20 protein-coding genes are annotated in these 24,985 nt (G+C 36.6%); 2 read left to right on the forward strand and 18 right to left on the reverse strand.

The window, feature by feature from the left end:
• Positions 1–56: 56 nt before the first annotated feature.
• The 10 genes from PFY10_06200 to PFY10_06245 all read right to left on the reverse strand — a co-directional run bounded on the left by PFY10_06200 (position 57) and on the right by PFY10_06245 (position 13,471).
• On the reverse strand, positions 57–3,020 hold the full coding sequence (locus PFY10_06200) for a response regulator (GenBank protein WBV58030.1): 2,964 nt from the start codon (positions 3,018–3,020) through the stop codon (positions 57–59).
• Positions 3,021–3,311: 291 nt separating this feature from the next.
• Entirely contained in the window at positions 3,312–3,956 is a 645-nt protein-coding gene (locus PFY10_06205) for a response regulator transcription factor (GenBank protein ID WBV58031.1), read from the reverse strand.
• Entirely contained in the window at positions 3,956–4,690 is a 735-nt protein-coding gene (locus PFY10_06210; GenBank protein WBV58032.1) for a HAMP domain-containing sensor histidine kinase, read from the reverse strand. The genes PFY10_06205 and PFY10_06210 overlap by 1 nt, the downstream gene beginning before the upstream one ends.
• 606 nt (positions 4,691–5,296) lie before the next feature.
• Positions 5,297–6,730, reverse strand: coding sequence for a hypothetical protein (locus PFY10_06215; GenBank protein ID WBV58033.1), 1,434 nt, complete (start codon positions 6,728–6,730; stop codon positions 5,297–5,299).
• A gap of 10 nt (positions 6,731–6,740) precedes the next feature.
• A complete protein-coding gene (locus PFY10_06220; protein ID WBV58034.1) occupies positions 6,741–9,545 on the reverse strand; it encodes a hypothetical protein in 2,805 nt (934 codons plus the stop codon).
• 9 nt (positions 9,546–9,554) lie between these two features.
• Positions 9,555–10,355 carry an Fn3-like domain-containing protein gene (locus PFY10_06225; GenBank protein ID WBV58035.1) on the reverse strand — a complete coding sequence of 267 codons (801 nt, stop codon included), beginning with the start codon at positions 10,353–10,355 and terminating at the stop codon, positions 9,555–9,557.
• 80 nt (positions 10,356–10,435) lie between these two features.
• Positions 10,436–10,981, reverse strand: a complete 546-nt coding sequence (locus PFY10_06230) for a peptidoglycan-binding protein LysM (protein WBV58036.1) — start codon at positions 10,979–10,981, stop codon at positions 10,436–10,438.
• Positions 10,982–11,181: 200 nt separating this feature from the next.
• A complete protein-coding gene (locus PFY10_06235) occupies positions 11,182–11,727 on the reverse strand; it encodes a peptidoglycan-binding protein LysM (protein ID WBV58037.1) in 546 nt (181 codons plus the stop codon).
• A 453-nt stretch (positions 11,728–12,180) separates the two neighbouring features.
• Positions 12,181–12,726: a peptidoglycan-binding protein LysM gene (locus PFY10_06240; GenBank protein ID WBV58038.1), complete on the reverse strand. Its 546-nt coding sequence runs from the start codon at positions 12,724–12,726 to the stop codon at positions 12,181–12,183.
• Positions 12,727–12,928: 202 nt separating this feature from the next.
• Positions 12,929–13,471: a peptidoglycan-binding protein LysM gene (locus tag PFY10_06245; protein WBV58039.1), complete on the reverse strand. Its 543-nt coding sequence runs from the start codon at positions 13,469–13,471 to the stop codon at positions 12,929–12,931.
• Between the two features lie 285 nt (positions 13,472–13,756).
• Here PFY10_06245 and PFY10_06250 point away from each other — a divergent pair, with 285 nt between their 5' ends.
• Entirely contained in the window at positions 13,757–14,440 is a 684-nt protein-coding gene (locus PFY10_06250) for a hypothetical protein (GenBank protein WBV58040.1), read from the forward strand.
• Positions 14,441–14,677: 237 nt separating this feature from the next.
• Here the strand turns inward: PFY10_06250 and PFY10_06255 are convergent, their stop codons facing one another.
• The 3 genes from PFY10_06255 to PFY10_06265 form a co-directional block, all read right to left on the reverse strand.
• Positions 14,678–15,400 (reverse strand): SDR family NAD(P)-dependent oxidoreductase, encoded by a 723-nt coding sequence (locus PFY10_06255; GenBank protein ID WBV58041.1) that lies wholly within the window; start codon positions 15,398–15,400, stop codon positions 14,678–14,680.
• A gap of 46 nt (positions 15,401–15,446) precedes the next feature.
• Positions 15,447–16,268 (reverse strand): AraC family transcriptional regulator, encoded by an 822-nt coding sequence (locus PFY10_06260; GenBank protein ID WBV58042.1) that lies wholly within the window; start codon positions 16,266–16,268, stop codon positions 15,447–15,449.
• Positions 16,269–16,392: 124 nt separating this feature from the next.
• The gene (locus PFY10_06265; protein WBV58043.1) at positions 16,393–17,175 is read right to left on the reverse strand and encodes a helix-turn-helix transcriptional regulator; all 783 of its coding nucleotides are present in this window, start codon (positions 17,173–17,175) and stop codon (positions 16,393–16,395) included.
• 91 nt (positions 17,176–17,266) lie between these two features.
• Here PFY10_06265 and PFY10_06270 point away from each other — a divergent pair, with 91 nt between their 5' ends.
• Positions 17,267–17,830 carry a hypothetical protein gene (locus PFY10_06270; protein ID WBV58044.1) on the forward strand — a complete coding sequence of 188 codons (564 nt, stop codon included), beginning with the start codon at positions 17,267–17,269 and terminating at the stop codon, positions 17,828–17,830.
• Positions 17,831–17,956: 126 nt separating this feature from the next.
• Here the strand turns inward: PFY10_06270 and PFY10_06275 are convergent, their stop codons facing one another.
• From PFY10_06275 to PFY10_06295, 5 genes are all read right to left on the reverse strand, one after another.
• Positions 17,957–18,475 (reverse strand): DUF2911 domain-containing protein, encoded by a 519-nt coding sequence (locus tag PFY10_06275; protein WBV58045.1) that lies wholly within the window; start codon positions 18,473–18,475, stop codon positions 17,957–17,959.
• Positions 18,476–18,500: 25 nt separating this feature from the next.
• Positions 18,501–20,192, reverse strand: a complete 1,692-nt coding sequence (locus tag PFY10_06280; protein WBV58046.1) for a sodium:solute symporter — start codon at positions 20,190–20,192, stop codon at positions 18,501–18,503.
• Positions 20,193–20,292: 100 nt separating this feature from the next.
• Positions 20,293–22,797, reverse strand: coding sequence for a PIG-L family deacetylase (locus PFY10_06285; GenBank protein ID WBV58047.1), 2,505 nt, complete (start codon positions 22,795–22,797; stop codon positions 20,293–20,295).
• A 202-nt stretch (positions 22,798–22,999) separates the two neighbouring features.
• Positions 23,000–23,638 carry a hypothetical protein gene (locus tag PFY10_06290; GenBank protein WBV58048.1) on the reverse strand — a complete coding sequence of 213 codons (639 nt, stop codon included), beginning with the start codon at positions 23,636–23,638 and terminating at the stop codon, positions 23,000–23,002.
• Positions 23,639–24,375: 737 nt separating this feature from the next.
• Positions 24,376–24,669, reverse strand: coding sequence for a hypothetical protein (locus PFY10_06295; protein ID WBV58049.1), 294 nt, complete (start codon positions 24,667–24,669; stop codon positions 24,376–24,378).
• Positions 24,670–24,985: the final 316 nt, after the last annotated feature.

A 24,985-nucleotide genomic window follows, 5' to 3' on the forward strand; every position in this document is an offset into this window, starting at 1 on the left:
TATAAATATATTGTTCCCTAATATTTACAAAAAATTGATTCCTTTTTTCATAGATTCTAAACACTAATATACTTTTTGAGTACTTCAAGAAGATCTGCCTGCTTTACAGGTTTGGGAAGAAAATCATTCATTCCGGCCTCAAGGCACTTTTCTTTTTCACCCAACACATTTCCTGCCGTAATGCCTATGATAGGTATATGTTCATATCCCGGCAGCATTCTGATATTGCGTGTTGCCTCAATACCGTCCATTATTGGCATCTGTACATCCATCATGATAATGGAAAAGTGTTTTTTCCTGCATTCTTCCAAAGCCTGTAGTCCATTGACTGCTTCCGTCAGATTTATATTGGGAGCAAAAGATTTCATTATCCTATTATTCAGGACCATATTTACTACGTTATCATCAACCAAAAGCACTTCTAATTCCGAGGTAAATACATGCGTAACTTTCTCAGAATAATCCTTAGTAATTTCTACTGAATAGCTTTGGTCTACTTTTTTTAAAGTTTTGTATAAATCATGTGATTTGATGGGTTTTAAAAGTAAATGTGCATTATCAATTTTTCTAACTGAATTAAGTATGCTCAGTTCTTCAGAAGAAGAAGAAAGTACTATAAATGGTGAAGTCTCTTTTCGCTGATTGAACAGCTCTGTTATTTTATTTATTGTTTCCAATCCGGACATAATAGGCATATGATAATCCATCAGGATAACATCAAATCTCTCACCTTTCAACAAGATCTCTAAGGCTTTCATCCCATTAGAAGCTAAGGTAGACTTGATATTTTTATAGGTAAGCATGTGCTCAAGAATAATCCTGTTGGTTTCATTATCATCAACCACTAAGGCCGTTTTAATAGTTATTTCCTCCTCCTCTCTCACTTGAGGAATCTCGTAAGGAATCTCAATGTCAAAGAAAAATACAGACCCTTTTTCCCTTACGCTGTTCAGCGACAAATGACTTCCCATATATCCCAGGATAGTGTTAGAAATGGTAAGCCCCAGACCCGTGCCACCATATCGTTTACTGATGGAACTGTTTTCCTGAGTAAAGGCATTAAAAATGTATTTCTGTTTCTCAACAGGGATGCCAATTCCTGTATCTCGTACCGAGAAGCGCAAAGCGATTGTACGATCATTCATGTGCAACTTCTCTACTTTTAGCTCAATCTCTCCCTTTTCTGTAAACTTCACAGCATTCCCCAGAAGATTGATCAAGATCTGTTTTAACCTTGCTTCATCCATATAAAGTATTTTTGGAAGGCCCGGCTCAATATTGAGAAGTAGTTCGATATCTTTTTTCTGGGATTGATAAATGATCACATTTATTACCTGGCTTAACATATCATAAACATCACATTTTTCAATCAAAAGCTCCATTTTTCCGGATTCTATCTTAGAAAAATCCAATATATCATTGATGATGCTAAGCAGGTTTTCTCCTGACTCATTGATGTAATTCAGATATTGCATCTGTGTTTCATTCAGCGGTGTCGTAAGGAGAAGGTCTGAAAAACCAATAACTCCGTTTAAAGGAGTCCTAATCTCGTGACTCATATTGGCCAGAAATTCGGATTTTGCCTTGCTGGCTATATCTGCTGTTTCTTTGGCATTTTTCAATTCTTCATTTATCTTTACAGCATTTGTAATATTCTGTATAGAAATAATTACACCACCTATTTCATCTTTTGTAAGATACCAGGGTCCAACTTTAAGGTCGTAATGCTGGATTTCTTCTTTACCTTCCACTTTTAGCGTAAAATCACCGTTAATATACGTTTTCCCCAATAGTGCATTCTCATAGATCTCTTTTCCTTTTTCGGGAATATTAGGTGATATCGTGAATAGATTATTGCCGATAAGATCTACATTATTCATACGGAATTCCTCTCTCCATCTGCTGCTTACAGCAATATAGTTAAGGTCTTTATCAAACATGGCCAAAGGAACAGGAACATCAGTGACAAAAGATTGCATTATTGCCTCTTTCCGGGAAACCTCGAGAAACATTTTTTTGAATGCATCAATGTCCTGAATGATTCCGAAAACCCTTTTGCAAATATCATCTTCAAATTCAGGAATACCTTTTACTCTTACCCAGGTCGTAACTCCATCATTACGTAAAAGCTGAAGCTCCTCATCAAAAGGAATTCCTTGTTGTATTGCCCTGTTAAACAAATATTTTATTCTTTCTCCACTTTCTCCTTTGTAAAATCCCAAGGCATTTTCAAAAGTAGGCTGGAGATCATCTTTCAGTTTGTGAATTTCTCTTGTACTTTGAGACCAAAAGATCTTTCCGGTCTTCATATTGACCTCCCAACCTCCAACCTGGGCTACTGAACTTGTTTCCTCAAGCATTTCCTTAGTATCAAACAGATCTTTTTCTAACTTACCACGACGAATAAGGTCAGATTTTAGTTGTATATAAACAAAAATGGTTACACCAATGGCTGCAATGGCAGAAAAGATGATGAACAAAACCGTCCACTGGGAAGATTTTTTCAGATCTTCATTTTTTATAGCAAGTTGAACTTCCTCGTGTTTTACAAATTTCTGAACGAGTCTGCGACATCTGTCCATAGCCTCCTTGTTTTGTACAAGTTCTTCCGGACTCATTAATATTCCTTGTTGACGATTATTAATAAGTAAGGCATATTCCTTCATCATCATTTGTGAAGCGTCTAGCAGTTCATTTAAGACCTTAATCTGATCTTTATTTTTAAGATTAAGCCTATCTTTATTCGAAACGAGCAACGGATATTCATCTTTGCTTTTATTGAAAGGTTCAAGAAAATTTTCCCGGCCGGTAAGCTGATATCCTCTATTTCCCGTTTCAGCATTTAAAAGAGTATTTAATAAATCTTTTGCTAAGCTTATAGATTCTTTACTTTTTATGAGGTTTTCCCTATTCTCCATCTGCTTATGTATGCTGACATAAGATGCTATAGAACTAGCAATCAGAAGTACCAAAGAAATCACTACACCAATTTTAAGATTTCTTATAATTTTTTTCGGCATGGAATAGTATTTTGTAATAAAAATAGGTCATTTTATATTAGTAGCAAATTAATTTAGAAATTTGTCAGAAAATATTGGAAATGAGTACAGATCATAATGAGTCTATATTCCGGAGAGAAATTCTATATTAAAATGCTTATTATCAATTCCGAAAAATTTCAGTTCTGTATGAGAATTGATGCGTCATTCTCCCGATCTGACTGCTGCTTTGCACGAAGAAGCAGATAAGGAGAAAGAAAAGCAGCATATTGCATCATTTCATTGAATCACAATCAATTTATGATAGAATATTTACTGATTATATAGCCTGAGAATTTCCACCAATTCAGGTATGGATCGTATCTTCAGCTTCTCAAACAACCTGTTTTTATACGTACTGATCGTTGATGAATGGAGATTCAACTGATTAGAAATTTCTTTAAGGGGAAGGCCTTCTGCAAGTTTATTGGCAATTTGCAATTCCCGGTCTGATAGTGCTTCAAGGGGAGAATTTTTTCCTGAACCGGTTAATGATTCAAAAAAAATCGCTTCTTTTATATTATCACTGATATATCGGCCTTTACTGACCATCGCCGTTAAAGCGGTCTCAATTACTTCAGCGGAACTCAGCTTGCTTAGATAGCCTCCTGCCCCCATTTTTAGATAGCGCATCCCATACAGCTCTTCATCCTGTGAAGAAAATATCAGAGTTTTTAATTCAGGCTGGTGAATCTTTATGTAATCTATTGCTTCCTGAACAGTACCATTAGGCATATTAACATCCATAATGGCCAGATCCAGCTTTTCATTCAGAATTAATTTGTACAGCGATTTATAATCCTCTACTTCTGAAATGATGGCATCGGGTATCAATCGTTTGATCGTTTGTATCAAGCCCATCCGAACGATACCATGATCATCTGCTACTACAATACGAATGTTTACTTTTAAACCCATTATTCTATAAATTTATGTAAAAAAAGGGAAACCGTAGTGCCATTATCTTCAGTGGAAATGATTTGGATGTTTCCATGCAGCAAGGATATAAAATTTTTTACAATTTTCAAACTTAACCCAGCTCCTTTCTCGCCGGCAGTCCCCAGGAATATAGGATTACCATACGTATAGATCGCAGGTAAATACTTTTCATTGATTCCCATTCCGGAATCAATTACAGAAAGCACAACCTGATCATCCTCTGTAATCACCTGTAAATAAACATCCTGTCCCGGAAAGGAATATTTTACCGCATTGTTAAAAATTTTATCTAAAACGTATTCGATCAACAGGCGGTCGCTTGTAAGAAACGCGTTATGATCTCCCTTAAAATAAAATTGAATATTTTTTTCTTTTAATTTAGCAGCGTATTTTTCTTCTAAATAGTGAAAAAGATCTATCACCATAATTTTAACGGGTCTAATCTTAAATTCCCCGTATTGCGTTTTTAGCCAGGCAACGCTGTCCTGGATAGTTTGCAGATTCTTCTGGGCATCTTTTTTTACCTGCGGCAACAACTTAAAAAAATCTTCCTCACTTATGGTCTTCTGCTCTAGCTCCTCTATAAGCCAAAGGAAGGTTCCAAACAGTTCTTTTGAGTCATGAGACAATATCGAGATCAGTCCGTTCTTAAAATTGATTTCGTTTTCGAGTCTTTCAATTTTCAATTGTAGTTCGTTGATAAAATCACTCATAAATTAAGTATCACAGTTTTAGAAGCTTTTGAATTACTTTTTTGAAGAAGGCAGAAAGGTAAATTGTTTCAATATGATTAAAAAATACAGTTCAGCCCTTTCTTCCAGGAGTTAGCAAGTTATAAAAAATATCATATTAGTAAAAAGAAAAATGAAATAGTATCTATTTGGAAACAATAAATGCATTATTTTATTAATTAAAACTTGCTTTGCATGACGTGATATTTCGGCAGAGTTTCTACCCTGTAAAAACCGTTTACCGGCACTACCGGAAATGGTAAAAGATGGAGCATGGGACAATATCATCAGATTACTGATCGAATCTGGCTCAATGATGCAAATTAAAAATAGGTGCCTGAAGCGGTAATAATTGATAGCCAGACACCAAAATATATTAGGAATCCTGGACAGTTTTGTGTTTGGACCAACCGCTATAATTGACCCTCAGCCATGAAATATTGGAATGAAATACTTACAAAAAGAATTATTTGAAGGTATAAAGCTTATTTGTGCCTATGGAGCTTTTTAAGGAACTCCGCCGACATTTGAAAACAAGAGATGAAATTGAAGTTGAAATTCTAAAATATTGACTGCTCTAAAGTATTGTTAAATTGCCGTAAAGCTATAATAAACATTGATAGAGTAAGTGGTATTTTCCTTTCCTACCAAACTTTGAGCACCCGCAGGTGGTATGGTGTATCTTATGTTCAGTCCCCGGTCCAAAACCGGTGCTCCGTTAAAAAGTATTTTTTGAGGAGTTTTGGATAAGGGAACATTTACAGAACTTCCATCTATGCCTATTTGTAATATGTTGGAATTGATATCGGTCTGGAGGCCACCTTTCTTGAAATAATTTTCGTCCGATTTAACATAGAGCTCGAAATTTTCATTGTTGGAAAGCATAATTTGGTTTGGAACCATTTGTGACTGACCATTGGTGTAATGGGCAGCGGTATTAAAATTGAAATTTACATTTCGGCCGGAACTGGGAATGGTAATCTCCGACAGAGGGAGCACTTTTATCTGAACAGCCGTATTTTGTAAACTATTGATTGAGTTATCTGTGCTTCTGGCATTGAAATTCAATTCAAACGTATAAGTTCCAGCTTCAAAAAAATAGTTTTTAAAATCTTCAGCAGACACATGAAGCTCTGGAATGAAGCTATTTCTGTTTCCCGCTACAACACTGAAATTAGCCGTGGAAAAATTCTGAAAATCGGCAGATAAGGCTTTGGTCGTGAGAGCTGAGCCATTGCTAGCCAATTTAATGCTTGCTATATTTCTGGCTCCTGAAACACCTTTAGAGGAAGTGAACTGAACGTTAGTGGAAGCAGCTTTTGCCCAAAAATTAAAATCGACCGTATGCGCGATTTCCGTATTCCCCAAATCCCATACCCGCGTGCCCGTATTGCGATAGTCATTCAAAGAAGATATTTCTATGTATTTTGTTAAAGAGTTTGTAATCCATCGTATAGATGAAGGAATCACTAAAATAGTTTTAAAATTACGTGGTGTAAAGTCATTATAATTTTGAGTAATTTCCATGGAGTAATTCCCAGCCCGAAAGGTATTGGCAGTAAATTGTGAAGCGGGAATTTTAAATGTAAAATTGATATTTCCCCGATTGAACCCTCCCCCAAGACTGGTCGATGGTGGTTCAAACCATTTTATGGCGCTTGTACTGAACGACTGAAAACCTGGTAAATAACCTGTTAATCCGGTATATGGCAGCTGCCCACCCATACTTTCCAACTGCCACAGTAGAATGGAAGCGGGTAAAGTAAGCGAGGAAGAAGAGTGGGTAAAAGTTGGTCCCGAAACAGAGGTAAATGTAGGAGCTGTCGGGAGTATCCCTAAAAAGGCATAATCCCAGTTTGTTCTGTTGGCGTTCGTCATTACTCTTGTAGGTACTGAGGTAAATTCGCTCCTGTTAAAAATATTATTTTCAGGAACCGAAAGGTACACATCCTGAGCTTTCGTAGCTGTAGATCCGCAAAGTACAGTAAAAATTCCTATTAAAAAAGCCCTCTTCTTTTTCATACTTTTAAATTTAAAACTTTTTCACCTTAATGATGGTGTCTTTCTTCTTGTATTCAAAAATCACGGTTTTTGAGTAACCTTCTTTTGTCACCAAAATGGTTTGGGTGGGTTGTGTATAGCTGTATTTGTCATTTTCAATATAGAGATCATACTTGCCGTCTTTGAGGAAAAACTCAAACTCATTCTTTGGGTTAACCACTGCGGTATAAATTTTACCATCTTCCCCTTTTGCATATACTACAATTCCTGTTACATCTGTTTCTACAGTATCGTAAGCTTGTTTAATCTCCGTTAATTTCCCAGTTACTCTGATGTTTTTTACCAAGCCCACTTTGCGGTTGATATTATTGTGCACCATAATGACAGGATCCGTCATCAACCGGGAGCCCGCACTTTCGTTCACCTTCAGGGTATAAGTACCTTCAGGAACATTCTGAAAAACTACTTTTCCATTCTTATCCGTCATCGCTACATAATTGTCCAGTTTTACAATTTCATTAGCAAGTACCGATTCACCGGACTCCAGAAGTCCATTATAGTTTTTATCTTCAAAGAACTGGAATGCCACTTTATGATTTCCTAGAGCCGTAGCGGTGGTAAAATATTTTTTAATTCCCACCCTGAACTGGTAATAAATGCCGCTGCTTGCATATTCAGCCGTAGATTTATAACCGGAAAGATTAAAATAACCTGTGGTGGACCAGGAAGGCGAAATCTTATATTCCAGATTACCGGTAATATTGCTGTTTAAATTTTTATAAAGTTCCGAATAGAAGGCTCCGGCAGAAAAAGATCCGGTCAGATTATGATTGAGCATCTGGAAATTATACGAGGCGTATACATTGTAGTTGGCAAAATTACGGTCTGCATTGTAATAAGAAGTTAAATCAAAGACACTGGTAGCATTCCATTGGGCAGTTCCGTTAAGGGAAAATGATTTATATCTGTAAGATAAAGTTGTTTTCAGACTATTGAACCAGTCCTGTTTATTGTTCTCTTTTGAATAAGAATATTCCGCCGTTAGGTTGAATCCATGAGCACCTAATGTCGTGCTTATATTGGCTTCCAACTTGTATGAAAAAAGCTCCTGTGATGTATAAAAATTAGCTGTTTTCTGGTTTTCAACCTTTGGAGAAAGTAGAAAATTCCACTTCTTTAAAGAAAACTGATAGCCTAACCCCAAAGCTTCTGTACTGTTGAAATAATAGCGCAAATTAGCGGTATTCCCCGGTTGGATTGGCTCACTTTGGAAACTTAGGAACTCAGGTTCTACCTGCGAATTCTGATATTGTATAAAAGCGCGTTGAGAAGCGGAAAATTGGTGACCGATTCGCTGATTTGAGAAAAAAGATCCCCGCTTGATCCCTGCATAGCTTTTGGTGGCAAAGGAATTGAAAGATTGTATATCCCATCTCCCTATTTTCCCCTCATAATTGGCTCCCATTAAAGCTCCAGCATTTTCATCTTTATTCAAAAGACCTTCTTCGTGGCTCAGGCCCATCTCCATGCGGATGGTGTGTTTATCATTAATTAGCAATGAAGTTACTGCATTCGCTACCTGTGTATCTATGTTAAAGCGCGGATCATGGTCAAATATATAGGATACTTTCCCGTTGAAAGATTTAGCATTCCCAAAACCATATTTTGCACCCACCATGGTAGATCCTTTTGTTTGTTGGAAATAAGTACCATACAAGTTATAATTATTTTCAAGCGCAAGAATTTCAATCTGATTGTTTTTACCAAATTTCGTAGAAACTTTCCCTCCTCTACCGAAAATCGGGTAATCGTAATCATTGCTATTAACATTTCCCACCCGTAATACCGTATTTTTTCTCTCCAATTCCAGCCAGGTATCATAGAAGTTATAACGGCCGTCTTCATGATAGTAATCTGCATTAATATTGAAACGCGATCTCAAATTATCTGTCACCCGAAACGCTGTATTCCCTCTCAATTGAAAATAATTGAAACCTGAACTGTTTTCATTATAACTAATTTCCGCAAAATTACTTCCGCCCATCGCTTCGTTTCCCCGGGCAATTTGTCTGTTGTGCGATAAAACGACCAGATAGAGCGTGTTGCTTCCTACTATTTTATTATCAAGCAGATCTGTGACTATTGCATTAATATTAAATTCGGGATAAATTGTATTCTGTTTTCTGACCGCAATTTTGATCTCAATCGTTTGTTTTTCTAAGCCCTCCAGAGATACGGTTTGTTGCTTTGGCATCATTTCCAAACCATCGGGAATGGATTGCAAATCAATCTTAACGGTTCGTTTACTGTACCCTTGGTTTTCTACAGTCAGCAGGATTGAGGATTCGGGCACAGCAGGGTTAATGAAATTTTCGTATGTAGCTGTATAAATTGCGATATTTTTGTTCTCGCCTTTGGTAACGAAGAAAGAGGCATTTTCAGTTCTGGTAATCGTCGGGGTAACGTACGAAATCTGGAATTGGATCTCATTGGACCGAAGTTTCATAAAATCCACGTTGGCGATCAGTTTCACAGGAAGATTTTTAGACTGGCCCGCACCTAAGATAAAATCATTTTTAGGATAGAAAAGCAATCCCGGATATTTTTCCTTGGGTATAATATTCTGAATGGTAATCTCTTCAGAACTTTTATTCTCAATAACCAGGAAATTGCTAAAAGTAGAACCTTTCTCAACAGCTACGCTGTCATTTTCAAAATGGATTTGAATATCCTTCTTTTCCTGCGCAAAGGCCAACGAAAAGTGCAGAAAAACAATTACAAAAAATAAGATTGTTCTTCTTAGCAATGATATCGGTATTCCATTCTGTGGTTTCAAGACTTAATTTTAAAATTTAAAGTTTTTTTCTCCTACGCGTAAATCATTTGATTCTGCCATTTTGATAATAACCACGCCAAGGAAGTTCCCTGAAATGTTCTCTGGCAAGGAAAATTGAACGACCTGATTGGTATCGGGAAGCATAGAGATGGAAATTGCGGGTAATTTTATTTCCTTACCACTGTCTGTATTGGTGAGTTCAAACTCAACGGTGGCATCATTGATGGTGTTTCCATCATTATGGATACTTACTGCGACTTTTCTGTTCGCTGCATTCTCATTACTCGCTTCTGAAATATTGGTAATATCCAAACTTTTTACGTGGTTACCCGGTGGAGTATAAAAGATGTGGAGCCCCACCTCAAATAAGGTGATAATACCAATACCATTCTGAATACGTGCCTTATCAGCCTGCTGAGGAAGTTGGGTGAAAAACAACATACTGTTTGTGACGGCAGACTTTGATGCATTTGCAGGAATCTGCATGGTTACTACAATTTCCTTTGTACTTTTTGCAGGAACTGTTACAGTATTTTCTAAAGTAGATATCCAGGATGCGTTGGAAGTTTTTGAACTGCCTGCTTCAAGATAAACCTTATTTCCGTCTTCTTCTCTAACCCAATCTTTATAGTTGAGATTAAAAACATAATCCTTATCGGAGCTGTTTTGAAGCGTGACTGTCTTTGTTACTTTTTCACCTGGATTACCTGTGAAAAACAAGCGTGTAGGCGACATTGAAATACTTTGTGCCAGAAGTGAGGAATATCCCGCGAGGATAAAGAAAATGAAAAGATGAATGAACTTGTGCATGGTGTAAATAGTTTAATAATAAAGATTCCCAAAACTACTGAAAACGCATCAAAATGGACCTTTACAAACTAAAAATTTTATTATAAAGCAGTCGCTGTATAAGTTACTGTTTGCGTGTAAGTTCCGGCAGGTTTACCTAAAATATCAGATGATGATGATTTTGCAGCTGGAATGGTGTAGTCCAGATTCAGTGTTAATGCGCTTCCGAGAGGAGCGTTTGCTACTAAAGTTTTTTCTCCTGCTGATAAAATCACATCAGTTTTTGTTCCGCCCATATTTCCAGGAGCAGCTGCGGCTTTGATTGTCAAAACATCTACAGGGATGGAGTTTAAACCATTGACGAAAGTCGGGCCACCTGCTTTTACCTTTACATTAAAGTTCTTCGTTGAGGTGATTTTCAAAGCCGAGGCTTGAGCCACTGTTTTTTCCGAATTATAGTCCATTGCAGTAACATAGTTAAAGGCAACTGTTCCTCCCATTGCAGTACTTCCTGCATCAATAGAGATTACATCGTTCAGGGTAATGTTTACGGTTGTGGTTGCGGTTGTATTTTGAGCTTGAACATTGTTAGATCCTAACATGATTGCTCCAATAGTTAAGGCTGCGATTGCGATTTGTTTTGTCATGGTAGTATTATTAATTTTTATTCTTGTTTATTTGCTCTCTTTGAACACTACAAATCTACAGTGGCGATAAAAGTTTCTTTGTAGTGGAAAGAGGAAGTTGATGTAGTAAAATAACTACAGTATTATTCATCTGGTTTAAATAGAAAACCCTCAACACTTTACCGGTATTGAGGGCATATTTATATATAAATGTGTTTTTATTATAAAGCAGTCGCAGTATAAGTTACTGTTTGAGTATAAGTTCCGGCCGGTTTACCTAAAATATCAGAAGATGATGATTTTGCAGCTGGAATAGTGTAATCCAAATTCAGTGTTAATGCGCTTCCTAGTGGGGCATTTGTAACTAAATTCTGATCAGTTGCAGATAAAACTACAGCATTTTTTGTTCCCCCCATGGTTCCGGCAGCTGTAGCTGCTTTGATGGTCAAAACATTGACAGGGATTAAGTTCGTTCCATTCATGAAATTAGCACCTCCTGCTTTTACTTTAACATTAAAGTTCTTCGTTGAAGTTACTTTTAAAGAGTTAGCCTTAGTAATCGTCTGATCAGAATTATAGTCTGCTGCAGTAACATAGTTAAAATCAACCGTGTTACCAATGGCTGTACTTCCTGCGTCGATAGATATTACGTCGTTCAGGGTAATGTTTACGGTTGTAGTTGCAGTTGTATTTTGAGCTTGAACATTGTTAGTTCCAAATATGATTGCTCCAAAAGTTAAGGCTGTGATTACGATTTGTTTTGTCATGATAGTAATATTTTATTGTTATTTTTTACTTAATTGTTATCTTTTGTATACTGCAAATTTATAGTGGTGCTAAAAGTTTCCTTGTAGTGGAAAACGGAAGTTCATGTAGTAAAATAACTACAAGGTTTATTCATTTAACTTAAATAGTAAAGCCCTCAACACTTTCTAATTGTTGAGGGAGTATATAAATTCCTGTAATTTCTATTATAAGGCTGTCGCAATATAAACTACCGTTTGCGTATAATTTTTATTTAGGTTTTCACAAAAAATATTTATAGGTTGGTAAATGTGTTATCATTGTTATTTAAAACAAAGATTCTACCTTACATCTGACAGATACTTATTCCCGGATTTTGAATTGTATTTATACCGGTACAATATATATAAAATCAAAGGCCTCCTGAGGAAGCCTTCGAAACACCAAATCACAAAATATTAATATGAAAAATTAATTTATAAAGCTGTTGCAGTATAAGTTACTGTTTGAGTATAAGTTCCGGCCGGTTTACCTAAAATATCAGATGATGATGATTTTGCAGCTGGAATAGTGTAATCCAAATTCAGTGTTAATGCGCTTCCTAGTGGGGCATTTGTAACTAAATTCTGATCAGTTGCAGATAAAACTACAGCATTTTTTGTTCCCCCCATGGTTCCGGCAGCTGTAGCTGCTTTGATGGTCAAAACATTGACAGGGATTAAGTTCGTTCCATTCATGAAATTAGCACCCCCTGCTTTTACTTTAACATTAAAGTTCTTCGTTGAAGTTACTTTTAAAGAGTTGGCTTTAGTAATCGTCTGATCAGAATTATAGTCTGCTGCAGTAACATAGTTAAAATCAACCGTATTACCAATGGCTGTACTTCCCGCGTCAATAGATATTACGTCGTTCAGGGTAATGTTTACGGTTGTAGTTGCAGTTGTATTTTGAGCTTGAACATTGTTAGTTCCAAATATGATTGCTCCAAAAGTTAAGGCTGTGATTACGATTTGTTTTTTCATGGTGGTAATATTTTATTGTTATTTTTTACTTAATTGTTATCTTTTGTATACTGCAAATTTATAGTGGTGCTAAAAGTTTCTTTGTAGTGGAAAACGGAAGTTCATGTAGTAAAATAACTACAAGATTTACTCATATGATAAATGAAAAGCCCTCGATACTTTTGTAGTATCGAGGGCTTTTCTATTTAAAATTGATATTTACTTACAATGCAGTGGCAGTATAAGTTATTTTTTGTGTATAAGTTCCTTGTGGTTTTCCTAAAAGTACCTTTGATGCATTTTCCGCAGAAATAGAGTAAGCAATATTTAAAGACTGTTTGGTACCCAAACTTGCATTACTCACCAATACCTGATCATTTGGAGATAAAGTGACCTCATTCAGAGTTCCCACCAAACTTCCGCCTGGTATCGCTTTTACCTGTAATATATCTACAGGAATAACGTTTGCGCCATTTACAAAGTGTGCCCCTTCAGATTTTACTTTTACATCAAAATTTTTAGAGGAAATAATGACTAAACTATTGGGAACGGTCACATTTTTTGATGAATTATAATCTTTTGTGCTCCCATAATTAAAACCTACGGCACCTTCTGAAGCAGCAGAGCCAATATCCATTGCAATAACGTCTGATAAAATAATATTGACTGATGTACTCACCTGCTCTGAATTTTGTGCCATAACCCGGTGGGTTCCTAAGGCAGTTGCTCCCAGAGATAACGCAACGATAAAGATTTGCTTTTTCATGATTAAATAAATTTAGTGAGGTGTAATAATATTGTCATTCAGAATTCAGAATTCAGAATTCATTATAAAGCTAATAACATTATATGACATTACCAAGACTTTTTCATTATTAAGTGTATTATCATAAAGATATTCAATTTGATAGAGTTATTTCTTATTATAATATCAGACTTGAAGAATGAAGATCTGCCTTCGAAATCATATCCTTAAATTGCAATGTCTCTGACTCAATTATTACTTCTTCCTTATATTTACAGTCTATTCAATTTTCAACTAGAAATCAAAATGAATTTAGACTTTGAAACATTTAAAAAAGACATCAATTGGTTTATGAGACCAAATGATCTTGTTACATTTTATGATATAGAATCAGTTCTGAATCTTTCCGAAAATTTTACATCAAAATTCCCTAAATTATCTCAACTTATTCAAAAGGCCAGAAAGCTGGAATTTAGTGTAAATAATCATCCCTACCGATTGTTCTCATGGACCAATAAGTATAATAAAAGCTGTGGCTGGTTAACCAAAATTGAGTCAGATTATACGGATAACTTTATGTTAGCAAAAGAACATGAATTATTACTTGAAGAGATAGGCGGTATTGTAGAGTCTTATCATCAGCCGGAACCATCCCTTACTAATAATCAGGACTATTTATTCTTAAAATCTGCCTGCATAACGGGAATCGGCGAATGGGAAGAATATTATGAAAATCTTTGTGAAGAAGAACACAAACAACCGATACAATATAATGACTTCATTTGCTTTGCCCTTGAAGCTAATGGCAATATGACAATGTATGAAAAGAATTCAGGGAAGGTACTTTTATTTGCACATGATCATTGGTTTGAGAATGTTGATCCTCTTGAAGATCAGCCTGAATACACTTTTTACACAATACAAGATGTTGACAATTTTGTAGATTATGTTGAAAAGATGGCTGAGGAATGGTCAGAGGCTGTATTATAATGTAATTGAGACTGCTGGATATAGATCCGAAAGCTGGATAATTTTTACTGATCAGATGCAGCTGATATAAAAAATTTAGATTTGATAAACTTAAACAGTAATTTCCAAACCTGCTTTCAGATTACTAAATTCTCTGAAAGCAGGTTTAATCTTCAAATATCAACAGAGAATCTAGCTGAAGAAACTGATAATACCAGATTTGAATAATGTTTTTCCCATCTTCTTATTAAACCTCATCTACCATGGAAGTTCGCCTTCTTCACCAAAAAATTTTCCTGTTGGGCCATTCTCATCAAGCATTGCATATTTTGCAAGGTTGATACAGTTTTCAGCTGGAGATTTTCCTCCGCTGTTACCATTGAAGTCGGTGGAAGTCCACCCCGGAGTAACACAATTGATCTTAAACCCTAAGTCTTTATATTCATATGCCAGCGCAACAGTATAGGCATTTAAAGCTGTTTTTGAAGGGCCATAACTTATCGATTTTGCATTGTAAAGCAACCAATCCGGATCCTGATGCATTGTAAGGGAAGAAAGATCACTGGTAATATTCTCGATAACTGGAAGAGATGATTTTTTCAGAAAAGGCAGAAATGCTTCTGTAACGGCAATCGTACCAAAAAAGTTGGTTTCAAAAACTTCCCTTACATCAGAAATTGACAATGGATTATCCTCACTCTTTCTTTTTCCGAGAATACCTGCATTATTGATCAGAATATCAAGAACATCACTATATTTTCCAAATTCATTAGCCGCCCTATTCACTGATTCTTCTTTCGATATATCGATTTCCAGCAGCATACAGTTTTCAAATCCTGAATTTTTTAATTCTCGAACAGCATTCTTCCCCATTTCAGTATTCCGGCATCCCAGATATACAAAATAATCTTTCTGAAGCAGATATTTGGCCAGCTCAAAACCGAGGCCTTTATTAGCGCCCGTAATAAGTACTTTTCTCATTGTAATTTATAATTTATTAAGTATAATAGACGTTGACAGATCAAACTCACTGATAAACCTTTTCAGATGAAGGGTTGAAGCCGTAGTATTTTTTAAAAGCTGTAGAAAAATGAGACAGATTCTCAAAGCCTACAAACAGATAAACAGATGAAGGTGTCTGGTTTTCTTCAATAATAAGACGTCTGGCTTCTTCCAGGCGCATTTTCATCAGCCATTTATGTGGAGACAAACTGTGTATTTTTTTAAAATCCCTTTTGAAAGCGGCCAGGCTGCGTCCTGAAAGATATGCAAAACGTTCTAAGGTAACGTTATAACTATAGTTTTTCTTCATAAACTCTTCCAGATCAATTTTCCCAGGCTCAGAAAAATCAAAAAGGCTGTTTTTAATACCAGGCCACAACATTTCAAGCAGCAAAAAAATTTCTTTGGACTTTGTTGTACTTAAAAGACCCTGAGAATTCTGCCCCGCATTGATATAAATCTTTAGTGAGGTAAAAAACACGGACATAAGCTCATGATCTGTAACAAGAAAACTATCAGGATATTCTAGTGAACACTCTGACCCGCACAAAACAAATGATGGATCCTCTTTAATCAGCTTATTCAAAAAATCACGGGTCAGCATTATCTTTAGCATCTGAAATTGCTCACCATTTTCACCATTCATCAGGGAAGCCTTTACAAGTTGGTTTCTACGTAGCAGGATGGTCTGTCCGGCATCTGCCCGATAGGTTTTACCATTTTCATAAAATAATATATATCCGCTCTGTATATGCCATATTTTATGTTCGGTCATAAAAGATTCTATCGATGAATAATTATGATCCGTACAATAAAAGAATACCTGTGGCTGTTCATTACTCTCCATGTGTTATGATTTACAACAGCAAAATTAGGATCAATTTTACTTTGTTGGTTTTCTATTCGGCTCAAATTTGCTTTTCTATTTGGCTCACTATAGCTTTTTTGCTCGGGTTAATTTAGTGAAGAGTCTAGATAATCCCCATCATACCGGCAATATAGCAGGCTTCAATAGCACTCTTTACCCGCAGCTTTTCCATAATATTCTGCCTGTGCCGGTCTACGGTATTTTTACTTATAAAAAGTTTTTGTGAAATTTCTTTACTTGGCTTGCCAACAGCAATTTCTTTTAAAATTTCTATTTCTCTTCTGGTGAGAATTTTTTTTGTATTAAAAGCTGTATTGGGAATGATCTGCCCATTTGAGGAATCGATAATTACAGCAGCAGGAGCCTGTTCAATACTACTACTAAAACTATACTGATATAAAACAAGCTGAATACTGTCTGTTGATGAAGCATAAAATATCTTCAGTTCTACAGGAATGTACTTCCCGTCTTTATTTAAGATCCTGATGATAAGAATAATATGATAATTCAGGCGTTCTACAGGCGTTTTATTCTTAAGGAAATGAAATAATCTGAGTTCTGTAAGATGCTTCATCGTAAGATCCTCCGGATGAATAAGTTTTAAAATGTTGTCATTTTGAACAGAGCTGGTTACCTCGCCGGTCTGCTCATCAGCAATTCCGAGATACACGGATAAGCCTCCATGGTACACATAATTTTTTTTGAATTTTAAATCTACTAGAACCGCAGTAGAATTCTGGAGTACTGAAAAGATAAACGCCACATGCCTATATTTTTCCAATGACATTTTAGGATCAAGCTCACCTTTAAATGCCTGATTAAAAATTGTCTCCGAGAGTAGATTTTCTGTCGCTGAAAAATGGTCATTTTTTACTATTTTATTCATTAAACCATCATTATACCTTTGTCAAAGATAATAATTATATGGTAATTATTGTGAAAAGATAAAATATTGTCCAATCAAATAAAAAAATAAAATGAAACAAAAATTTGAAAACTTATGTCTTAAGATCAATATATGGTTATTTATAGTACCAATGGGTATACTATTCGGAATAATGTCTTTTTTTCTTATTCCGGGTCTGCAGGCGCACCTTGGCACTACCCAGCTTTTGGACACCATGTTCAGTGGATATTCTACGGAATATGCCGAATATTTAATGCAGAAACTCGGTCATGAAGGAAGACATTCCTATCTGTCTCTTGAGCTATATGCAGATGTCCCGTTTATTTTCTTTTATGTGACAGTATTTACCCTTCTTACCGTGCGATTACTTATCAAAAACAGATTATGGAATAGCTGGTTCCGGTTTATTGCTTTTCTTCCGTTACTGGCTGGAATTTTCGATTGGTTAGAAAATAGTATGATCATTAGTGTACTTATTCAATATCCTGATATTAACGGCAAATTGATATCAATATCATCATTTGCTACGCATATGAAAGGATGTTTTCTTATACTGATGTTTCTCTCATTGCTTCTGAATTTAATGATGATATTATACAGATTCATTGTTTCCAAAAGTAATCATGATTTTTAATGCCCCCATACTTCTTAATTTCTGTAGAAAAATCGGGGTACTGTATATTGCAGCGCTTGATACAATATCAAAATTGTAAATAAAAAAATCCCGGATGATCCGGGATTTTTTTTCTTGTATCTCAATTTATTTGATCTCCACAGGAACTGAGATTTTATCCCAATCCATTGTGAATCCATTACTGTTGATTTTATACACTAAATTTTCCTGTGTTGCCGGTAAAGCTTTTGTTTTTACATCAACACGTAAAGCATCTTTTGCCTGTTCGTATTTGTAAGCACCCCATTGTTTCGGCTCTTTGTTGAAAATTGCAGTCCATGTTCCACTTTCTTTAGGAATCAGGAAGAAGCTGTATTTCCCTGCAGGCAGCGGTTTACCCTGAACAGTAATATTTTTATCCGTTTCAAAAGTAGTTGCTTCATTAGCTCCCGCACGCCAAACTTTATCGTAAGCTTCCAAACCACCCCAGATGGTACGCCCTTTAACAGAAGGGCTACTATAGTTTATGGTAATGGTGGCATCTTTAATTTTTCCCGTAGCAGTAGCCGGAGGGCTGGCAGGCTTTTTAGTGTCCTGTGCAAAAGCATTTACTGAAAGCGTCATTGCAGCAAAAACTACAGTAACAGATTTAATCATTGTTTTCATAATAATTTGTTTGTTTATTTGTTGTTTACGAATTTACATCTTTCGGCTTATAAAACACTAAACCAATTGCAGAAAATATAACGACTGCCGCTGCGCCGATTACATTAAGCCAGAGGAAAGAAATGATATCCAACTGGTAAACGGCAATTACCGTAATTTCTGATACAATGGCAGAAATAAATACATTCGCGCCGTTGATTTTCTTATAATAAAATGCAACCAGAAAAATCCCTAATATCGGACCGTAAAAAAGGGAACCCAATACATTCACCGCTTCGATAAGCGAACCCATTTGCGTGGCAAACATGGCTACCCCGATGGAGAAAATGCCCCAGGCCAAAGTGTGCAGGCGACTGTATTTCAATTCGGTTTTCTCATCAGGAATATCTTTTCTGAATATCAGATGAACATCCTTTAATGAGCAGGCGGCAAGGGAATTCAGTGCTGCTGAAATGGACCCCCAGCTTGCCAGAAAAATGACGGCAAACAGTAAACCGATCATTCCTACAGGCAGGTTATTTTTTACGAAATACAGGAAAATGTAATTCGTATCCGTTTTCTCTGCATTATAATTTGATTTATTAATTGCTTCCTCTACCCTTCCGTGCAATGCTTTTACCTCAGTTTGTGTATTTTTAAAATCCTGAATTGTTTTGTTGAGCCGGGGAGAATGAGTTTCTTTTAGCTTTAAAATTTTTTTTGATTCTGCGTTAAATTTTATTTGTAAATCCTGATGTTCTTTTTCAAAAACCGCAGCCTGCTCAGGTTTTGTCTCCTTTAAATACTGATAAGAACGTTCATTAAAATAAATCGGAGCCGGTTTCAGAGAAAAGAACGCGAAAAGCAGGGCACCGATCAGGAGAATGGCAAACTGCATCGGAATTTTAACCAATCCGTTCAACAGCAAACCCATTTTTGCATTGGTATTGTCTTTGGCCGTAATATATCTGCCGACCTGACTCTGGTCCGTCCCGAAGTAAGAAAGTGCCAGGAAAAAACCGCCAATCAATCCACTCCAGATATTGTATTTGTCTTTCCAGTCGAATTCTGTGGTAATGACATTGAGCTTGCCTGATTTCCCCGCCAGATACAGCGCATCCTTAAAACCAATTCCGTTCGGCATATTCTCGATAAGCAGGTACCCTGCAAAAGCCATTGTTCCCAAAATAATGAGAAACTGCAATTTTTGCGTGTGAGCGATCGCTTTTGCACCGCCAACATAGGTATAAATCAACAGAATGCCGCCCGTTAAAACATTGGTCAAATAAATATTCCAGTTTAAAACGCTTGATAAGATGATACTTGGCGCGTAAATGCTGATTCCTGTTGACAAACCCCTGGAAAAAAGAAAAAGCAATGAAGTGAGTACCCTTGTTTTCTTATCAAAACGGTTTTCTAAATATTCATAGGCCGTATACACATTCAGGCGCTGAAAAATAGGGATGAAGGTAATACAGATAACGATCATCGCCAAAGGCAAACCAAAATAATACTGAACGAAACGCATACCGTCCGTATACGCCTGGCCCGGTGCTGAAAGAAATGTAATGGCACTAGCCTGCGTAGCCATAATACCTATCAGCACAATGTACCACGGCATTTTATTATCTGCCTTCAGGTAGGATTCGTTGTTTTTTTGGCCCCGGCCGATGAATACGCCGTAAACCACCACTGCAACCAGTGTAAAAATGAGAACTGTCCAATCTATATTACTCATGCCCAGAATTTAGTAAACCAATAATAAAATGCGATCTGGAATACTAATGCTACTGCTAATAGTATGTACCAGATATTCCAGTTTTTAAGTTGTTTGTTCATCAGTTTTTCTGTGCACTTAAAAAATTAAAAAATAAACGTGCCGCCCCCACATTTCCTGAAGGTAGCTGTCTGAAAAATGCCAACGGCGTATAGATAAAATTACCCTTACCGTATTGGGCATATAAAGTAGATCCCTGAAGAGGCTCTTCATCGGTATCGTGCATTTCAAAAAGCGGTTCATACGCTGCATCCCATTGTGCAGGGAAATAGGCACCACGTTCCTGCACCCAGCCTTTAAAATCATCAGGAGTAATTTTGTTTGGAAAGTTCAGTAATTTATGATCAGGGTTTAAAAACGTAACCGCAGCATTTTCTTCGGTAACCCGTTTATTGGAAATACTGAAATTGTATATCCCCAATTTATCAACGGTTGTATCCTGGTTGGTGTTATACTGCATCACCAGATTACCACCCTTTTTTACGTAAGACCATAGAAAAGGCATCCAGCGACCCAGTTTTTTCTCTGTGTTATTAGCGCGAACCCCAAGTACGATGGCATCGTATTGCGACAGCTTGCTCTGACTCCCGTTTCCGGCAGACTCATCTATATTGCCATAAAAATCTTCATCTTTCAGGACGTCTACCTGGATACCTGCAATGCGTAGAAAGTCAGGAATGAAATCACCTGCACCTTCTATATACCCCACTTTTTTAACCTTCGCCTGAATGTCACCTTTCATAACGGTTACAGTGGCAGGTGCAAAATATTGTAAGGAAGGTAAATGCGGATACTGAATTAATATCTGCTTTTTATTATAGGTAACTCCATCTGCAACAAAATTGGCTTCCAGTTGCAAGCGGGATGAATTAATTGAAGCCAGTTTCGTTTTTGGAATAACATAATCGATGGTAGTATCTTTTCCATTGAGCGAACTAATATCCGCGCCCCCTACTCGCTCTCCGTTATGCATGAGATTGAGAATACCTTTATTGAAGTCTTTGCTGGAATTCACCTTAACATTTAAACTCAAATGCAAATCTTCATTTTCTTTAACCACATACAGGGGTTGTATAAATTTCAGTTCCAATGCTGGAACAATACGCAGGCCTTCGACCACATCCCCACGTACCGGATCTAATTTCTTAAAAGATAAAGGAAGTTTAACCCGAAACTTTTCCGAGCCTATTTTTAAACCAAGCAACACATTCAGGGATGACTCCGCCTCAGGCAAACCAATTAAAGTATCATTCGGAACAGAGAAAGTTGCTGCGTTGGCGGGAGGTTTTGCCAACCAGTAAGGTTCTGTAAGTGCCGCATCTGCAGGAATCTGAATGTCATGCTGAATGGTAATTAAAGAATCTTTTGACAGTTTTCTATTGAAGCTTTCTGATTGATGTAACCATTGTACATTTTCTAAAACAACAGGATCAGCAGCTCTTGAAATCAGATTTAACCTGAAATTATAATGGTCCCCGGCTACGGCTTCAGCCTGATTCGTCACCACCTCGCCCATAAATCCGGCACAGCTCAGAATGATATGGTCGAGAGATTTTATTTTATCCTTTTTCAGGTCTGCATCCTGAACTGCCATAACTTTTTTTCGTAAGGCAAGCAAAGCGGGTAAACTCAGGTCAGGATTATTGAAATTGAAGGTGGAAATAATTTGATCTAATGCCCGGTCAATGTCAGCGTTTCCTTTTGAGGTCCAGGTTTTAACGACTCCGTCAAAAAGTGTTGCTTTTGCAGGCTCTCCGATAACATGAGAAAAATATTCAGTTTTGATTCCGGCTACAGACTGTGTTCCTGCTCCCTGGCTTTTATGTAGGCTTCTGCTTAATCCTGCCAGTTCACCATAGCCCATTCCCAGCTGCGGATCATATTGCCCAACGGTAACTTTCAGTTGATTTTCAGCGGTTGTATTAACCCCACCAAACCGGAAAGTATTCCACAATACGCGTTTAGGTTGCCATACATTCACATATTTTAATTGATCCGGAAAAGCAGTTTTATCACCTGCCAGCCTGAAGGCTTTTTCCGCAACCACGGCCGAAGCCGCATGTTGTCCGTGGCCTGCTGCTGCAGTTGGAGGAAATCGACAAATAATAACATCCGGACGGAATTGACGGATCACCCAAACAACATCCGCTATAATACTCTTTTCATCCCATTGTTTGAAAGTATCGGTCGTATTTTTAGAAAACCCGAAATCAATCGCACGGGTAAAAAACTGTTGGGCGCCGTCTAACTTTCTTGCCTCCAAAAGCTCATGCGTTCTGATTAAACCCAATGCAGCTCCCTGCTCTGTCCCTAATAGATTCTGCCCACCATCACCTCTTGTCAAAGACAGATAGCCCGTTTCAACATTCTGATCGTTGATTAGCCAGGAAAGCAATCCTGTATTTTCATCATCGGGATGAGCCGCAAGGTATAAAACTTTAGGCAGCTGTTTAAGTGTTTTGAGTTCACGGTAAATTTCAGATGATTGGGAAGGTCGAACCTGTTGGGCCGAACAAAAAACCGTATAAAAGCCAAGAATAAATACAGCGCTTACTTTTTTGAACATTTAAATTTGCTTTGCGACAAATATAAGTAAATCATCTTTCTTGCAAACGTAAAAGAATCACACTGTGAATTTCACAAAAAAATGTTTAAATTTTTATTAAACCACAAACCGAAGAGGTTTAAATGATAAAACTTTTGTGATTTTGTGGTTAAGTTTAAACACACTTATGAATGAATTAGAATTCAAAGAAAATGTAAACTCTTTATTTTTTTCTCATTGTATTCTGCGTAAGATAAATATAATTAAACATGCAAAATGTGGCTGCCGCTCCGAAAGTATGCCATAAAAAGTGGGTTCCGAAACTCAACCATCCCCACTGATCAACGATACGGAAAATAAGTGCGAAAACAAACGACAATAAAGCAAAACCCACCCATTTTCCGGCTTTCCACTTTGTATACATCAAGTACCTTACTACCGAGAAAAGCACAAATGAAGCCATGATCGCATAATTGATATTGATAAAGAGAGCAACGTTATCGACCAAAATCCAATTTCTCAAACCTAACATAAGGATCACATAGACAATAACCATTACAACTGCATAGTACCATCTGGTGCTCTTTGCTATAAAATAAAATCCGGCAGACAGACACAGCAGCATAATGGGCATCCAATCCATCATGATAAATATCGGCCATTGCCTGAAAGAATGGTAAACAGTTCCGCCTATGGCACCAATGTACAATAAAACTAAACAGTAGGTTAAAAAAGGATATTCTTTAAAACGACCCTTCAATTTAATGGTCCAGAAAATGGCTATGGCTAAAAAAAATACAGCAGTTATTGCATTGAAAGGCTCAGGAAAAAACTGAGCCATATCGGTTTCTTTATATAACATGCCCCCATCCGGAGGTATTGAGTTTACGAGCATTTTGTATTTACTATATACTTCTCCTAAATATAGAAAAAATATGGCATTAGTAAATTCAATGGCAAAAAGCTTCCTTATCCTTCTATGGAAGTAGCCAAAAATATTGCTAAGATTTTAGGAATTACTATCAGTTATCTTCTAGGAGAAACTGAGAAATAAACATCTTTAAAGATCCGGCAATGCTCAGCCGTTTTAGCGACATCAAAACTTGATTCCGAAAATAAAAAACATCTGCATTCTATTATTGGTGGCTTATTTAAGCACTCAAAATTAAAAATATTGTTTTTGTCTAACGACACGAGCGAGACGCTCGCGCCAGCAGGGGGCCTTTGGATTAAATCTGGAAAAATTAACTTTGCCAAAGCCAGTTGTGTTGAAATGTATTTTATCATAACTTTTCATGGCTTCTAGTATCTTACCCTTATCAAATCCTGTAGAAAAATCTCTATACGGGTTGCTTCAAGGCTATAGCGCCAACAACTCCCTCGCTGGCGCGAGCGCCACGCTCATTGCCCATTCATACATTACAAATTTAAACGTACTACCAAAATTCCCTGATCATCTTTATGGTAATTTTTTGTAGTATTAAATTTCAATTATAAGATTCCACAAAAAAATACTTTCAGTCTTTTAAATACTAAAATAAAAATCCGAGAAAGTATACCTTCTCGGATCTATTTATTCGTTAGTGATAAAAGTCAAAATTAGCCATTCAATTCTTTTTTTATCATCATTAACCATTCTAAAGCATCATTAGAGTTTTCAAAATAACGATTAGCTTCATCTCCAACTTCTTGCCAGTAAGAGTCAATGTTCTCAATGAGAATAAGTAATTCTTCTTTTACTTTACCTAAAGTCTTTATTGACACTTCCGATTTATTACAATCTGTAATATAATTTTCAACAACTTCTTCATCAGTTAAATCATCGAAATCTGCATCTGGAAAGTATGCTCCAAAAAACTGATATAAATTTGGAAATTTTTTTTTAAAGTCCATATTCTTTATTATTTTTTTATTTTATTGTGGGAATGCTGTTAATATAAAATAATTACCATTTCCATTTGCTTTAAGAATTATTCTAGCATTACTCAAATCATTAACAACACCAGTACTTCTCATTATTCCTCGACCTATATTATTCACTCTATTATATTCTAATCTAAGATTGGTCGTAGCTCCCGAATTTAACCACGATTTAATTGCAGCTCGATTACTTCTTATTGTCGATCTAATAACTGATTCTGCAACAGCTTCATTTGTAAAAGAGCTTGCCTCCGCTGGCGCGAGCGTCACGCTCGTTGCCATTCACATC

The organism is Chryseobacterium daecheongense (assembly GCA_027920525.1).
In the GTDB taxonomy this organism is placed as follows: domain Bacteria; phylum Bacteroidota; class Bacteroidia; order Flavobacteriales; family Weeksellaceae; genus Chryseobacterium; species Chryseobacterium proteolyticum.